The following is a 14657-nucleotide window of genomic DNA, read 5'->3' on the forward strand; positions in this document are numbered from 1 at the left end:
GCGCTGCCACCTCCCCGAGCAAGCTCAGGGAGGATCAGGTGTAGCTCACTCCTCCCCCATCCGCAGCGCAGCAATAAACGCCTCTTGCGGGATGCTCACGTTGCCGTACTCGCGCATCCGGGCCTTGCCCTTTTTCTGCTTTTCCAGCAGCTTTTTCTTGCGGGTGATATCGCCGCCATAGCACTTGGCCGTCACGTCCTTGCGCATGGCGCTGATGGTTTCGCGGGCGACGACTTTGCCGCCAATCGCGGCCTGGATCGGGATCTTGAACAGGTGGCGGGGGATCAGGTCTTTGAGGCGTTCGCACATGTGGCGGCCGCGGCTTTCGGCGACGCCGCGGTGGACGATCATGCTGAGCGCGTCGACCGCCTCGTTGTTGACGAGGATGCCCATCTTGACCAGATCGCCTTCGCGCAGGCCGATCTGTTCGTAATCGAAGCTGGCATAGCCGCGGCTGATCGATTTGAGCCGATCATAGAAATCGAACACCACTTCGTTGAGCGGCAATTCATAGCTGACCTGGGCGCGGCCGCCCACATAGGTGAGCCCGGTCTGCACCCCGCGGCGATCCTGGCAGAGCTTGAGGATCGAGCCGAGGTATTCGTCGGGCGTGTAGATCACCGCCTTGATCCACGGTTCGTCGATCTGTTCGATCCGGCTGGGATCGGGGTAATCGGCCGGGTTGTGGAGCAGGATCTCGCCGGCCTCCTCGGTTTTGCTTTTGCGCAGCTGGATGCGGTAAACCACGCTGGGGGCGGTGGTGATCAGATCGAGGTCGTACTCGCGGGTCAGGCGCTCCTGGATGATTTCGAGGTGGAGCAGCCCGAGGAACCCGCAGCGGAAGCCGAAGCCGAGCGCCGCGCTCGATTCCATTTCGAAGCTGAAGCTGGCATCGTTAAGCCGCAGCCGGGCGATGCTTTCGCGCAGCTTTTCAAAGTCAGCCGCGTCGACCGGGAACAGCCCGCAGAACACCACCGGCTGGACTTCCTTGAAGCCGGGCAACGCCTTGAGCGCGCCGTTCTTGACCGTGGTGATGGTATCGCCGACCTTGGCCTGGGCGACGTCCTTGATCTGCGCGGTGATGAAGCCGATTTCGCCGGGGGTGAGTTCGGCCAGCTGCTCGATCTTGGGGGTGAAGCAGCCGACCCGGTCGATCAGGTGTTCGGTGCCGCCAGCCATGAATTTGACGTGCACGCCCTTCTTGATCACGCCATCGATCACCCGCACCAGGATCACCACGCCAAGGTAGGGATCGTACCAGCTGTCGATCAGCATCGCCTTGAGCGGCGCGGCCGCGTCGCCCTTGGGCGGGGGAATGCGGTTCACCACGGCTTCGAGCACGTCTTCGATGCCGATGCCCGATTTGGCGCTGGTGAGGACGGCCTGGCTGGCATCAAGCCCGATCACTTCCTCGATCTCGGCCTTGACCTTTTCAGGTTCGGCGGCGGGCAGATCGATCTTGTTGATCACAGGGACGATTTCGTGATCGTGCTCGATCGACTGGTAGACGTTGGCGAGCGTCTGTGCCTCAACCCCTTGCGCGGCATCGACCACCAGCAGCGCACCTTCGCAAGCTGCCAGGCTGCGGCTGACTTCATAGGCGAAATCGACGTGGCCGGGGGTGTCCATCAGGTTGAGTTCGTAGGTCTTGCCGTCCTTGGCAGTGTAGTTCAGGCGGACGGTCTGCGCCTTGATCGTGATCCCGCGCTCTTTCTCGATATCCATGTTGTCGAGCACCTGCTCGCTCATCTCGCGGTCGGACAGCCCGCCGGTGAACTGGATCAGCCGGTCGGCAAGCGTTGACTTGCCATGATCGATATGGGCGATAATGCTGAAATTTCTGATACTTGCAAGTTCAGTCATGGGAATCTCTGTAAGTTTGACCCGCCGTTAGCAGTGTGCGCCCACGCTGTCACCTTTGCTGCGTGGCGAAGCGGCGCAGACCGCGGTTTTCGCGCGACTTTGCGCGGCGTGCGATTTAAGCTGCAGTTAAGGGGATGGAATCCAGATTGCGCGCGGCGGCATCTGGTGCCGAACAGGGGGATGTGACGATGATCAAGCAGGTATGGCTGGCAGGCGCGGCATTGGCCGGGCTGTGCGCGGCGGCCCCGGCGCTGGCCGGAACGGTCACCCCCGCCAACCAGGAAGCCCATCTGGCGACGCTGTTCACCGATGCCGGCAACGATTGCCTCGACATGGACAAGCTGACCAATGACGAGCGCGTGCCGTTCTGCAACACCGCGCTGAGCGAAGTTGCGGCGCGGCGCAAGGCGCTGACCGACCCCAGCAAGACCGAAGTGGCCAATCTCGACTTTTACGAAGCGGTGGTGCTGATCGCACTGGCCAGCGCCTACTCCAGGCTTGATGGCGGGATTTCCGAGCGCACCTGCGAAACCGCCGAGCGCAGCTGGATGCTGAGTTACGGACTGCTGTCGGTGCCCAGGTCTGCGGTCAGCGCTGACTTCTACAGCTCCTACCAAGATGTGCCCCAATCGGTGAATTCGGTGCTTGACGCCTGCCGCAGCAAGTTCGGCACCCCGGCCTATGGCGCACCGCTGCCCGGTGCGAAGGCCACCTAGCCCTAAATATACGGAGACCGACGATGACCAGACCCCGCCACATCTTGTTCGCCTTTGCCGCAATGCTGACGGCAATCGCCGCCCCCGCGCTGGCCAAGCCTTCGCCCAATGCCGCGGCGCTGGACGCGCATTACGCATCGCTTGAAACGAAAGACACGACTGCCTGCTTCGAATTCGACACGCTGGATGCCAAGACCCGGCAGAAGCATTGCGAAAAGGCGCTGAAGCAACTGGACAAGGCACGCAAGGCCAAGCGCAAGGCCAGCATCGGCGAAGTGTCCAACTTCGACTACCGGCAGGTCTCGCTCCAGGCGGGCCTGAGCGCCGCCTATGCCCAGCAGGATCGCCGCATTACCCAGCGCAGCTGCAAACTGGTGGAAAGCAGCGCCGCGATCCGGGTCCGACTGAAGGCGATCCCCGAAAGCGAAGTATCGGAAAGCGCCTACGATGTTTACCAGAATCCGCCTGCCAACTTCGGCAAAGTGATCGAAATGTGCCGCAGCGAATTTGGCACCCCGGCCGATGCAGCGCCGCTGCCCGGCGCATAGGGCAATGCGGTCCGCCTCTACCAGGAGGGACAAAGGCATGCCCCGGATCGCGCTGCTGATCGCGTCGCTGGCCGGGATTGGTGCAGCAATCGCCGGCCCGGCCGCGGCGCAGGCCCCGCTTGCGCAGGCGGCGCAGGATCGGCATTATGAAAGCTTGTGGAACCCCCAGGGCCGGCTGTGCTTCGAACGTCAGCAGCGCGAAACACTCGAGCTCGAAAAAGCCATCACAGTGTGCCTCAAATCGCTCGACGCATTGGCGAAAAAGCGCCGCGCGTTGCGTAGTCCGAAACCGTTCGAACTGGCCGATTTCGATTATAATGAAGCGATGCTGCTTTCCGGGCTTGGCGCGGCCTACGCCCTGCGCGATGGCACTGACACCAGGCGAACCTGTCAGGCGGTCGAGCGCCTCTGGGCTATTGCAGTGCGGCTTCAGGCGGTCAGCAAGGATGCGGTTTCCGCAAAATGGTACGCCAGCTACCAGCGCCTTCCCGGCAGCATGACCGATGTCGTGCTGATGTGCCGCGAACGGGGCGGCACGCCCGATGGTGCGCCGTCTGTGCCGTTGTAACGGGTGACCTGGATGTCGATTGCCCCCTTCCCAACCGCCGCAGCGCTGCTTATAGGCTGCGGCGCTGATGGGGCGTAGCCAAGCGGTAAGGCACTGGTTTTTGGTACCGGCATGCGAAGGTTCGAATCCTTCCGCCCCAGCCAGCCCGGTCAAGACGATCGGGCAACAATCACCCTGCGCCTGCCAGGCACTTCAATGCGGAGCATCGCCCTCGATCAGGGTAACCTTGGCCGGCCGGCGCATCAGCAGCGCGAGCGGAAATGCCAGCACGCTGAGCCACATCATCAGGTAATAATTGTCGACATAGGCGATCATCGCAGCCTGGCGGTTGATCGCGGCATCGATCGCCGAGAGCGCGGCTGTGCCAATCTGCTGAAACCGGTCAATCGTCGAAAAATCGACCATGCCGGTTACCGATGCCGTGACGTGCCCGGCAAGATCGGAATGGCTGATCTGGATATTGCGCGCCAGAAACGCCGTCATCACCGCAATGCCGACCGAAGCGCCGAGCGAGCGCGACAGGTTCAGCAAGCTGGAACCCTCGGTCCTGAGTTGGGGGGGAAGCGTTGCAAAGGCGCTGTTGTTGATCGGAATGAACAACAGCCCGATCCCCAGCCCTTGAACGATGCCCGCGACAATGATGTGCCACTGGTCAACCTGCAGCGACCAGCCCGACATCTGCCAGAACGAGGCCGCTGTCAGCCCGAAACCCAAGACGATCACCAAGCGCGGATCAACCCCGCGGCGCACCAGAACGCCGGACACCTGCATGCTGATCAAAGTGCCCAGCCCGCGCGGCATCATCGCCCAGCCGGTGCCGATCACCGAATAGCCCAGCAGATGCTGGAGCATCGAGGGCATCAGCGCCATCGAGGCAAACATCACCACGCCCATCACGATCATGAAGAACGATGCCGTCACGAAAGTGCGGTTGGCAAACAGCGCCCCGTTGAACAAGGTCGGGTGCGGGGTGGTGATAAAGTGCACTGCGCCCATCCATGCCGCGCAGATCATCACCAGCGCATAGATCCACACTTCGGTGGATTCGAACCAATCGAGATGGTTGCCGCGATCCATCATCAGTTGCAGCGCGGTTATCGCGATCGCAATCATGGCAAATCCGAACAGGTCAAAGCGGCGCCTGACGATCGGCCGCGACGGCAATTCTGCGATCAGGATCGCCAGTGCCACCACGCCCAGCGGCACGTTGACATAGAACACCCAGCGCCAGTTCCAGTTATCGGTCAGCCACCCCCCCAGGATCGGCCCCAGGATCGGACCGATCATCAGCCCCATGCCCCAGATTGCCATCATCTGCGGTTGGCGCGAAGGGCGATTGGTATCGAGCATGGCTGCCTGACTAAGCGGCGAAATGAACGATCCGGAAAGCCCCTGAAGCGTGCGGAACAGGACCATCTGCGTGATATTCTGCGCCATGCCGCACAGCATCGAGGACAGCACGAACCCTGCGGTCGAGAGGATGAACAGGCGGCGCGAACCAAACCGGTCGGACAGCCAGCCGGTCAGCGGGATGCCCACTGCGCTGGCCAGGATATAGCTGGTCAGCACCCAGCTCACTTCATCGGGGGTCGCGCCCAGCGAGGCCTGCATGTGCGGGATCGCAACGTTGGCGATGGTGGTATCGAGGATTTGCAGCAGCGATGCCGTCATCACCCCGACCACCACCAGAAAAGCATTGCGGACCGGCAGCAAAGCCACATCCGCCTGCACCAACGCGGGCGGCGCCGCGCGGGATTTGCGCGCCGTGCCGGCAGCCTTGCTGGCCACGCCGTCCGTTCCTAGCGGCGGCGACCGTCAACAAAGACGGTGATGTGGCTGGAAAGACCGGCGATCAATGGCCGCGGGCTGGCCTGATCGATCGCAATGCGCACCGGCACGCGCTGGGTTACCTTGACCCAGTTGCCCGTAGCGTTCTGCGCCGGCAGCACCGAAAATTCGCTGCCCGTGCCCGCGCCGATCGAGGCGACGTGGCCGTTCAGTTTTACGTCCGGAAAGGCATCGAATTCGATCGTCGCAGGCTGGCCAACCTGCATTCTGGCAAGATCGGTTTCCTTGAAATTCGCCTCGACATAGCTCTGCCCATTGGCAACGATTGTCACAACCGGCAGCCCGGTGACCAGTTCCTGGCCGGGCAGCAGGCGATCGGCCTGGCTGATCCGCCCGGCAATCGGTGCCCTGACGACCGTCCGGGTCAGATTGAGCTCGGCCAGCTGGCGCTGCGCCTGCGCCGCCGCGATCGCTGGCAATACGCCGGGAACCTGCGATCCGGTGGAAAGTTTGGCCCGCGCCTCGGCCTGCTTGGCCTCGGCCAGGCGCAGTTCTTCCTTGGCCTGGGCCAGTTGGTGCTCGGCGGCCTGGAACGCCGCCTTGGTGGTAAAGCCGCGGATCCACAGCGCACGCTGGCGATCGTGGGTGGCCTGCGCAAAGCCGATATCCTCGCGCGCTGCGGCGATATCGGCTCCCGACAAAGCGGGTGCACTTGCCAGTGCCGTGGCGTTGGCCTGGGCGCTGGCTATCGCGGCATCGGCCTGCGCCATCTGGATCCGGTAGGGCTCCTGATCGACGATGAACAGCACATCGCCCGCCTTGACCTGCTGTCCTTCGCGCACCGCGACCGAAACAATTTTCCCGCCGACCTGGGCGCTGACCGAAACCTTGTCCTGCTGGACATAGGCATTGTCGGTCGAGACCTTGCCCTGCAGGCTTTGCCAATAGAACAGCGCGCCGCCGATCACGATCAGCGGCAAAATCGCCATCAGGCCGATCCGCCGCCAGCGACCGGGCGCTTTCGCGGGCACCGGTTGGGATTGCTGCACTTCCGGCGCTTGGGCGGGCGCGGCTTCGCGGGCCACAATTCCCGGATCACTCTCAGCCATGCGACACCGCCGTATCACCCTGACGCCGGGTCATGTTTTCGCGTACCTGTTCAAGCAGCCGCGCAAAGGTTTCGCGATCTTCCGCGTCTACGCCCTCGAATGCCTCTTCGATCATGGCATCGGCAAGCGGGCGCAATTGCACCAGCAAGCCATGCGCGCGCGGGGTCAGGTGCAGACGCCATGAACGGCGATCGGCTGCATCGGCCCGCCGCTCCACCAACCCGGCTTCCTGCAGCCGGTCCACCATGCGGCAGACCGTGATCGGTTCGACATCCAGCTGTTCGGCCAGACCGCCCTGGTTGATCCCTTCGTGACGCCGCAAGGTGATCAGCACCTGCCACTGCGGACGCGTGACGCCAATCGCACGGGCCCGCGTATCAAACGCCCGGCGCATCAAGCGCGACGTATCGGCCAGAATTGATCCGATGTTCTCCATAGGCTGGCTATATATAACTATGCATATAATCGTCAACCTTAACATCGGGACTGTTTATGATCTCTGGGCGCAAGGACGGGTCGCGTGGCTTTCCCACTTGTGCCGGCCCAATGACCGGCTAGGTTGCGTGACGCGCGGATTTCCAGGCGTTTCAATTCCTTCAAGGCTGCATCCCGATGCTGTTGTCCGGTTTTTCGTTCAGGTGTGCAAAAGATCGCGGCCCGGCGCGCCCGTCCGCTACGCTGCAGGGGATCCCGCCATGCGGATGACCCGCCGCGCGGCGCTGGCCGGTGCCATGGCTGCGCCGGCCGCAGCAGCCCTGGCCAAACCGCAAGCGGCACCCAGCAAGCCTTACCGTGCGATGCTGGTGGTCGACGGTCTGGGCGGCTTGAGCGACCCTTATTCTCCCGAGGAGACACTGAAGCTCAGCCCGCGCGCGATTGCGGAAATGAAGGCCAGCGGGGTCAGCGTGATCGATGTCACCGTCGGCACGGTGGGCAATGCGCCGGGCGGCTGGGAAGCCTTGCTCGAAAGCATTGCCGCCTATGACAAGCTGATCGCGGCCAACGCCGATTTCCTGATGCCGGTGCGCAGCCTCGCCGATTTCTCGCTGGCCAAGGCCAGGGGCAGGCTGGGGATTTATTATGGCACCCAGGATACCAGCATGATCGGCACCCAGCTTGAGCGGCTGGCCGAACTGAAGACCAAGGGCGTGCGGCAGGTGCAGCTGACCTACAACCTGCGCAATCTTTCGGGCGATGGCGCGCTGGAACCGGCCAACGCCGGTTTGTCGCGGCTGGGGCTGAAGACGATCGCGGCGATCGAGGCGCAGGCGATGGTGCTCGATCTCAGCCATGGCGGCGCGCGGACCATGGCAGAAGCTGTGGCGGCCGCGAAAAATCCGCCGTTGATCAGCCACACCGGGTGCCGCGCGCTGTTCGATCATCCCCGCAATACCGCCGATGAAACCCTGCGCGCGGTGGCCGACAAGGGCGGCTGCGTGGGGATCTATTTCATGCCGTTCCTGGCCCCCGGCAGCAAGCCGACCGGTGCGCAGCTGATCGATCATATCGTCCATGCAGCCAATGTCTGCGGCGAGGATCATGTTTCGATCGGCACCGATGGCGCGGTGCTGCCGATCGTGATCGACGATGCCGCGCGCGCTGCCGCCAAGGCCGATTGGGATGCGCGCAGCAAGGCCGGCTATGCCGCGCCGGGCGAAGGCCCCGATGTGTTTACAATCGTGGCGGACTACAACAGCATCGACAAGTTCGCGCGGCTGGCAGCGGCGCTGGGCAAGCGCGGCTGGACCATCCGGCAAGTCGAAAAGCTGCTCGGCGGCAACCTGGTGCGGCTGTTCGCGGCAGTTTGGGGCACGGAGCAGTGTAAAGGTACCTAGGACGCGCGAACTGCCTGCCCAACCGCCACGGTCGGTTGGTGCAAAGGCAGGCAACCGTCCGGTTACGCTTGAGAAGGACGCCTATCGCGCTAGTCTGCGCCGCAAAGGAGATTCCCATGCGCGCGACCCAGGCCTATATCGAACAGACCGGCGGCCCCGAAGTGATCCAGTGGCACACGATCGACCTGCCCGCCCCCGGCCCGGGCGAAGTGCTGATCCGGCACGAAGCGGTCGGCCTCAACTACATCGACACCTATTTCCGCACCGGGCTGTACCCTGCTGCCATGCCCAGCGGGCTTGGGATGGAAGCTGCGGGTGTAGTCGAGGCGGTGGGCGAAGGGGTGCAGCACCTCAAGGTCGGCCAGCGCGCGGTGACTTTTGGCGCGCTCGGGGCTTACGCCAGCGCGCGGATTGCACCGGCGACGCAGTATTTCCCGCTGCCTGAAGGCATAAACAGCCAGACCGCCGCCGCGGTGTTCCTCAAAGGCGCAACGGTCGAGGCCCTGGCCGAACGCTGCGCACCGTTGTCGGCGGGCGAATGGGCGCTGGTTCCGGCGGCGGCGGGCGGCGTGGGCCAGTTGCTGGTCCAGTGGCTCAAAGCGCGCGGCGTGCGGGTGATCGGCACCGTCGGCAGCGAAGAAAAAATTGAGCTGGCCACCAAAGCCGGGGCGGAACTGGTGTTCCTCTCGGCCGATCCCGATCTGGCCGGCAAGGTCCGCGCGGCCACCGATGGCGTGGGCGTTGCGGTCAGCTATGACGGGGTTGGCGCGGCAACCTGGGAAGCCTCGCTCAAATCGGTGCGGCGGCGCGGGACGATTGTCAGCTTCGGCAATGCCAGCGGGCCGGTTACAGGCGTGAACCTGGGCGTATTGGCCCAAAACGGGTCGCTGTTCGTCACCCGCATGACGCTGTTCGACTATTACCGCGAACCGGCCGAAGCGCTGACGGGCGCGGCCAAGCTGTGGGCGATGGTCGGCAGCGGCATGCTGAGCGTCAACATCGGCCAGACCTATCCCCTGATGCAAGCCGCGCAGGCCCACCGCGATCTTGAAGCGCGGCTGACCACAGGATCGACGCTGCTGCTGCCCTAATCCGTAACCCGCGCGAACCAGATGACGTGGCGCGGGCCCTTGCCTTTGCCCTCCTTGTCGACCCGGGCGCGCACGACGACTTCTTCGACATCGTAGCCGACCTCTTCCATCCGGCGCCGGAACTTGGGATCGGGGAACGCCGACCACACCGCGAGCAGGCCGCCAGGGCCAAGCGCACGGCGGGCATTGTGCAGGCCGGCCTTGGAATAGAGCCGCTTGTTGTCGTCGCGGACCAGCCCATCAGGGCCGTTATCGACATCGAGCAGGATCGCATCGAGCGGCTCGGGGGCGAGCAGGATCGCTTCGGCGACATCGCCCATCACCAGCTTGACGCGCGGATCGCTGAGGCTGCCGGCTTCGATCTGCGCCATCGGCCCGTTGGCCCATGCGATGATCTCGGGCACCAGTTCGGCCACGGTGACCTGCGCCTTGGGGCCCAGATTGGCGAGCGCCGCGCGCAAAGTGAAGCCCATGCCATAGCCGCCGATCAGCAGCCGCGGCGCGGTGCGACCGGGCAGCCGCTCAAGCGTCATCGTTGCCAGCGCTTCTTCCGAACCGCGCAGCCGCGTGCTCATCAGTTCGTTGTGGCCCATCACGATCATGAAATCGCGGCCGTGGGCGAACAGCTTGAGTTGACCGCCGTCGGGGACTTGCGCGGTGCCGATGAGTTCGCGGGTCAGCACTATGTGAGCCCCTCCCCATTGCGGAGGGGTTGGGGTGAGGGGACCACGCTGGCGTCGAACCCCCACCCCCGGCCCCTCCCCAACGGGGCGGGGAGAAAAGGCAAAGTGTTGAGAATGATCACGCCGCGCGGGCTGCGCGGTCCACAGCCTCGGCGTTGAGCATGTCGGCCAAAAGGAACGCCAGTTCGAGTGATTGCGCCGCGTTCAAGCGCGGATCGCAGTGGGTGTGATAGCGGTCGCCCAGCCCTTCGCTGCTGATCGCGACCGCGCCGCCCATGCATTCGGTCACGTCCTGGCCGGTCATTTCGATATGGATCCCGCCGGCATGGGTGCCTTCGGCGCGGTGCACCGCGAAGAACCCGCGCACTTCGTTCAGGATCCGGTCGAACGGCCGGGTCTTGTAGCCCGAACTGGCCTTGATCACGTTGCCGTGCATCGGATCACAGCTCCACACCACCGGGTGCCCTTCGCGCTTCACCGCGCGGACCAGCGCGGGCAGACCGGCTTCGACCTTGTCATCGCCGAACCGGGTGATCAGCGTGATCCGCCCGGCCTCGCGCCCCGGATTGAGCACATCGAGCTGGCGCAGCAATTCATCCGGGGCCAGCGACGGCCCGCACTTGAAGCCCAGCGGATTGCCGACCCCGCGCAGGAATTCGACATGCGCCGATCCCTCAAACCGGGTCCGGTCGCCGATCCACAGCATGTGCGCCGAGCAATCGTACCAATCGCCGGTCAGCGAATCCTGCCGGGTCATCGCGGTTTCATAGGCCAGGTGCAGCGCTTCGTGGCTGGTATAGAAGCTGGTTCCTTGCAGCTGCGGCACGGTTTGCGGATCGATCCCGCAGGCCGCCATGAAATCGAGCGCCTCACCGATCCGGTTCGACACTTCAGCGAACTTGTCGGCCCACGGGCTGCGGCCCATGAAATCGAGCGTCCACTGGTGCACCTGACGCAAGTTGGCATAGCCGCCGGTTGAAAAGGCGCGCAGCAGGTTGAGCGTCGCGGCGCTTTGCGAATAGCCCTGCAGCAGCCGCTGCGGGTCGGGGATGCGCGCCTCCGGGGTGAACTCGATCCCGTTGATATTGTCGCCCAGATAGCTTGGCAGTTCGACCCCGTCCTGCACCTCGACCGGCGACGAGCGCGGCTTGGAAAACTGCCCGGCCATCCGGCCAACCTTGATCACCGGCTGCTTGCCGGCATAGGTCAGCACCACCGCCATCTGCAGCAGCACGCGGAAGGTATCGCGGATATTGTTGGGGTGAAATTCGGCAAAGCTTTCGGCGCAGTCCCCGCCCTGCAGCAGGAACCCGCGGCCCTGCGCCACTTCGGCCAGGTCCGCTTTCAACGCGCGTGCCTCACCCGCGAAAACCAGCGGCGGAAAGTTGCCGAGCGTACCGGTTACCCGTTCAAGGGCTGCAGTATCGGGATAGCTCGGCAGATGCCGCGCTTCCTTGGCCTGCCAGCTTTCGGGGGTCCAGTTGCTCGCCACGTCACATGCTCCTCAGGCGTGAAAGCGCGCGCCATAGCGCTGCATGGTGCGAAATGCAAAAGCTCACAAAGCCGAACGGCGCAATCGCGAAACTTTATTTCGCGATTGCGCCCGGGTTCACCGACCGCTTACCGCAGATGTCCGCGTGCCCAGCGTTTGCCCCTGCGGGATCACCGCCAGGCGCCAGCTGTTGCCGCGCACCAGATACTTGGCCGCCAGCGCCTGCATCTTTTCAGGCGTGGTCACGGTGTAATCGCTGAGCAGCGAGCGCACCACGCCGTACCGGGCCGGATCCTGCGTCGCGCCTTCGATCAGGTACATGATAAAGCCGTTGCTGCCGGTGACTGCACGGGTCAGCTGTTGCTTGAGCGGTTCGGTCACCCGTTCCAGCTCGTCCGCGCTGACCGGGTTGGCGATCAGGTCTGCCGCAATTTCATCGGCCACTTCGAAGAACACCGGCACCAATTCAGGCTTCATCTGCGCCAGCACCATGATCTTGCCGCCGCCGTCAAGATCGACCGGCCAGTCACTCACCGCCTGGGGCGAATAGGACTGGCCCATCCGTTCGCGGACCTTGTCGAGCACGCGGTTCGACATGATCTGGGTCAGGATTTCAAGCTGGCGGCTTTCGTGGATGCCGGCGATCCCGCCGCCGGTTGGCCAGGCGATGATCGCTGCGGCCTGATCCTTGTCGCCGCGGTGATAGAGCACCACCGGATCGAGCGAGGCCGGCAGCGTCCGCGCCTTGGCCGGGGCGGTGCCCGGCGGCAGTTCGCCGCGCGCCGGCAAGGCACCGAACGTCTTCGAGATCGCGGCCAGCGCTTCGTCGCGCTTGAAATCGCCGAACAGCTGAATCTCGATCGGGCCCTGCTTGAGGATCGGTTCCCACACGGCACGGAATCCATCGGCCGAAGTGGCCGCGATATCCTGCGGCGTCGGCGTGCGCAGCGCCGGATCCTTGCCGCGGGCGTAGTAGTTGAGGTCACGTTCCAGCACACCGTTGGGGCTGGTCGCGTAGTTGTCATAGCTCAGTTTGGAAGCGGCCTGCGCGCGCAGCACCGGATTGGCATCCCAGCGCGGATTGATGAACTTGTTGGCGAACAGATAGAGCTGATCCTGCAGATCGCTGCTGCGGGTATCGGCCCCGAAGCTGAAATAGCCGTCCGCGATCTCGAAATCCCAGCCCATCTTGCGCCCGGTCATCGCCTTGTCGATCGATTCCTGATCAAGCGTGCCGACGCCCGAGCTGACCAGCGCAAGGTTGCCCAGCGTGGCGTATGGCGCGCTTTGCGCGTTGAACGCGCGGTAGCCCGCACCGAACCGCACTTTCAGCGTCACCCGGCCCGGTTCGTTGGTGGTGGGCCATAGCAGCACCTTGACGCCATTGGCGTAATCGACCTGCTCGATTTCGAGCACGCCGGTTTCGCGCGCGGCAACCGGTTGCTGCGCCGCGCCGATGGGCGGCAGGCTGGCAAAGTCGATCGGTTTGGCATCAACCCGTGCATTGCCGTTGGCGGTTACTGGCGCTGACAGCGCCAGCTTCAGCGCCGGTGCGGTCGCCTCGCTGGCCGCCGGGGTGATATAGACCCCGCGGGTCACCGTGCCGCGGAACATCGTCTTGGTCCGGCCCAGAATGTTGGCCGGGGTGAAGGTAGGGATCGCGCCGAGGAAGATCTTCTGGATCACTTCGGGCGAAGCCACCGTTTCGCGGATATCGAGCGCGGCGACCATATCATCGGCCAGCCGCGCACCCGATTGCAGGCGGCGCTGTTCGACCGAGCTTTCATAGGCAACCGCGAATTCCTTTACCTCGCGGTCAATTTCCTCCTGGGTCGGCGCTTTGAACATCGCATCGGCGATCACCGCACGGGTATCGGCCAGCGCCGATTTCCAGTCGCTGCCCAAGGGCGTGATCGCAATTATCGTCATATCCGCCGAACGCTGCACCTTCTCGCGCCCGACCTGGGCAACCAGGAAGCTGCCCCCGGCGCGCGCGCGCGCTTCCAGGCGGCGGTTGATGATCGCAGCGGCCAGCGCATCGAGCATGTTGCCCTGGTTGTAGGCCATCGTATCTTGCACCGGACGCCACGGCCGCATGATCGCATAGGTGATCGAGCGCGGCAGATCGGGTTCAACGATCACCCGGGTCTGGCCAACCGGGGCCAGCCCTTTGGCACCCTTGGGGGCAAGCGGATTGCCAAACGGCGGTTCGGGCGTGCGCGGGCCATCAACCTTCCACTCGCCGAAATACTTCTTGATCGCGGCTTCCATCACCGCCGGCGAAATATCACCCGCAACAATGATCACCGCATTTTCAGGCCGGTACCAGCGGCGATGGAACGCGCGGACCGATTCCGAAGTGGCGCCCAGCAGCGTCTTTTCGGTGCCGATCACCGGGCGCGAGCCAAACTTCTGCCCGGCAAACAGCACTCCCTGGGTCTGATCGAACACGCGTTCCGCGGTACCCCCGCCTTCGCGCTTTTCCGCCAGCACGATCGGCACGTCCTTGGCGACATTGTCAGCCGACAGCGTCGGCGCGATCATCATGCCTGACAGCAGCTTGATGCTGGTATCGACCGAACTGGAGGTCGCATTTGGCAGATCGAGCTTGAAGGTGGTGCTGAGCGGTCCGGTCTGCGCGTTGGTATCGGTGCCAAAGGCTGCGCCCAAGCGCTGCCAGGTGGGGATCGCCTCGCCATCGCCGAGATACTTCGACTGGCGGAAGACCATATGTTCCAGCAAGTGCGAAAAGCCCATTTCGCTCGGCAATTCATACATCGAGCCGACATCCATGCGAATCCGGATCGAAACCTGATCGGGCGGCACGCCGTTGCGGCGCACGGCATAGCGCACCCCGTTGCTCAGTTCGCCAAAGGACCATTCGCTGTCGGGCGGGATATCGCTGCCGCGGTAGAGCCAGGGGGTGTTGGGATCGACCTTGGGCGCCGGAGCGCTGACCGGCAC

The 14657-nt window shown here is 64.0% G+C and carries 12 protein-coding genes and 1 tRNA gene; 6 read left to right on the forward strand and 7 right to left on the reverse strand.

The window, feature by feature from the left end:
- Positions 1 to 45: 45 nt before the first annotated feature.
- Positions 46 to 1863, reverse strand: a complete 1818-nt coding sequence (gene lepA / locus RMN99_RS03015; RefSeq protein WP_309621810.1) for a translation elongation factor 4 — start codon at positions 1861 to 1863, stop codon at positions 46 to 48.
- A gap of 134 nt (positions 1864 to 1997) precedes the next feature.
- Here lepA and RMN99_RS03020 point away from each other — a divergent pair, with 134 nt between their 5' ends.
- The 4 genes from RMN99_RS03020 to RMN99_RS03035 all read left to right on the forward strand — a co-directional run bounded on the left by RMN99_RS03020 (position 1998) and on the right by RMN99_RS03035 (position 3838).
- A complete protein-coding gene (locus tag RMN99_RS03020; RefSeq protein WP_309621811.1) occupies positions 1998 to 2579 on the forward strand; it encodes a hypothetical protein in 582 nt (193 codons plus the stop codon).
- 23 nt (positions 2580 to 2602) lie between these two features.
- Positions 2603 to 3127: a hypothetical protein gene (locus RMN99_RS03025; protein WP_309621812.1), complete on the forward strand. Its 525-nt coding sequence runs from the start codon at positions 2603 to 2605 to the stop codon at positions 3125 to 3127.
- A 37-nt stretch (positions 3128 to 3164) separates the two neighbouring features.
- On the forward strand, positions 3165 to 3695 hold the full coding sequence (locus RMN99_RS03030) for a hypothetical protein (RefSeq protein WP_309621813.1): 531 nt from the start codon (positions 3165 to 3167) through the stop codon (positions 3693 to 3695).
- A gap of 68 nt (positions 3696 to 3763) precedes the next feature.
- Positions 3764 to 3838 (forward strand) — tRNA-Gln (locus RMN99_RS03035).
- A gap of 49 nt (positions 3839 to 3887) precedes the next feature.
- Here the strand turns inward: RMN99_RS03035 and RMN99_RS03040 are convergent.
- From RMN99_RS03040 to RMN99_RS03050, 3 genes are read right to left on the reverse strand one after another with little or no spacing between them, the layout of a single operon-like run.
- Complete coding sequence (locus RMN99_RS03040) at positions 3888 to 5483, reverse strand: DHA2 family efflux MFS transporter permease subunit (protein WP_309621814.1); 1596 nt, start codon at positions 5481 to 5483, stop codon at positions 3888 to 3890.
- Between the two features lie 11 nt (positions 5484 to 5494).
- A complete protein-coding gene (locus tag RMN99_RS03045; protein ID WP_309621815.1) occupies positions 5495 to 6592 on the reverse strand; it encodes an HlyD family secretion protein in 1098 nt (365 codons plus the stop codon).
- Positions 6585 to 7028: a MarR family transcriptional regulator gene (locus tag RMN99_RS03050; protein WP_309621816.1), complete on the reverse strand. Its 444-nt coding sequence runs from the start codon at positions 7026 to 7028 to the stop codon at positions 6585 to 6587. The genes RMN99_RS03045 and RMN99_RS03050 overlap by 8 nt, the downstream gene beginning before the upstream one ends.
- A gap of 259 nt (positions 7029 to 7287) precedes the next feature.
- Between RMN99_RS03050 and RMN99_RS03055 the strand changes: the two genes are divergently transcribed.
- Both RMN99_RS03055 and RMN99_RS03060 read left to right on the forward strand, forming a co-directional pair.
- Positions 7288 to 8427, forward strand: a complete 1140-nt coding sequence (locus tag RMN99_RS03055) for a membrane dipeptidase (RefSeq protein WP_309621817.1) — start codon at positions 7288 to 7290, stop codon at positions 8425 to 8427.
- A 116-nt stretch (positions 8428 to 8543) separates the two neighbouring features.
- Positions 8544 to 9518, forward strand: coding sequence for a quinone oxidoreductase (locus RMN99_RS03060; RefSeq protein ID WP_309621818.1), 975 nt, complete (start codon positions 8544 to 8546; stop codon positions 9516 to 9518).
- Here the strand turns inward: RMN99_RS03060 and RMN99_RS03065 are convergent.
- The 3 genes from RMN99_RS03065 to RMN99_RS03075 all read right to left on the reverse strand — a co-directional run bounded on the left by RMN99_RS03065 (position 9515) and on the right by RMN99_RS03075 (position 14657).
- Positions 9515 to 10201 carry a spermidine synthase gene (locus tag RMN99_RS03065; protein ID WP_309621819.1) on the reverse strand — a complete coding sequence of 229 codons (687 nt, stop codon included), beginning with the start codon at positions 10199 to 10201 and terminating at the stop codon, positions 9515 to 9517. The genes RMN99_RS03060 and RMN99_RS03065 overlap by 4 nt on opposite strands.
- A gap of 118 nt (positions 10202 to 10319) precedes the next feature.
- A complete protein-coding gene (locus RMN99_RS03070; RefSeq protein WP_309621820.1) occupies positions 10320 to 11693 on the reverse strand; it encodes a class II 3-deoxy-7-phosphoheptulonate synthase in 1374 nt (457 codons plus the stop codon).
- A 117-nt stretch (positions 11694 to 11810) separates the two neighbouring features.
- Positions 11811 to 14657, reverse strand: coding sequence for an insulinase family protein (locus RMN99_RS03075; RefSeq protein ID WP_309621821.1), 2847 nt, complete (start codon positions 14655 to 14657; stop codon positions 11811 to 11813).

This window comes from Novosphingobium sp. (assembly GCF_031417815.1).
In the GTDB taxonomy this organism is placed as follows: domain Bacteria; phylum Pseudomonadota; class Alphaproteobacteria; order Sphingomonadales; family Sphingomonadaceae; genus Novosphingobium.

What these genes read in the sequence shown, in the direction of transcription:
- lepA (WP_309621810.1), bottom strand. Translation starts at nt 1,863, where the DNA reads ATGACTGAACTTGCAAGTATCAGAAATTTCAGCATTATCGCCCATATC.
- RMN99_RS03020 (WP_309621811.1), top strand. Translation starts at nt 1,998, where the DNA reads ATGGAATCCAGATTGCGCGCGGCGGCATCTGGTGCCGAACAGGGGGAT.
- RMN99_RS03025 (WP_309621812.1), top strand. Translation starts at nt 2,603, where the DNA reads ATGACCAGACCCCGCCACATCTTGTTCGCCTTTGCCGCAATGCTGACG.
- RMN99_RS03030 (WP_309621813.1), top strand. Translation starts at nt 3,165, where the DNA reads ATGCCCCGGATCGCGCTGCTGATCGCGTCGCTGGCCGGGATTGGTGCA.
- RMN99_RS03045 (WP_309621815.1), bottom strand. Translation starts at nt 6,592, where the DNA reads ATGGCTGAGAGTGATCCGGGAATTGTGGCCCGCGAAGCCGCGCCCGCC.
- RMN99_RS03050 (WP_309621816.1), bottom strand. Translation starts at nt 7,028, where the DNA reads ATGGAGAACATCGGATCAATTCTGGCCGATACGTCGCGCTTGATGCGC.
- RMN99_RS03055 (WP_309621817.1), top strand. Translation starts at nt 7,288, where the DNA reads ATGCGGATGACCCGCCGCGCGGCGCTGGCCGGTGCCATGGCTGCGCCG.
- RMN99_RS03060 (WP_309621818.1), top strand. Translation starts at nt 8,544, where the DNA reads ATGCGCGCGACCCAGGCCTATATCGAACAGACCGGCGGCCCCGAAGTG.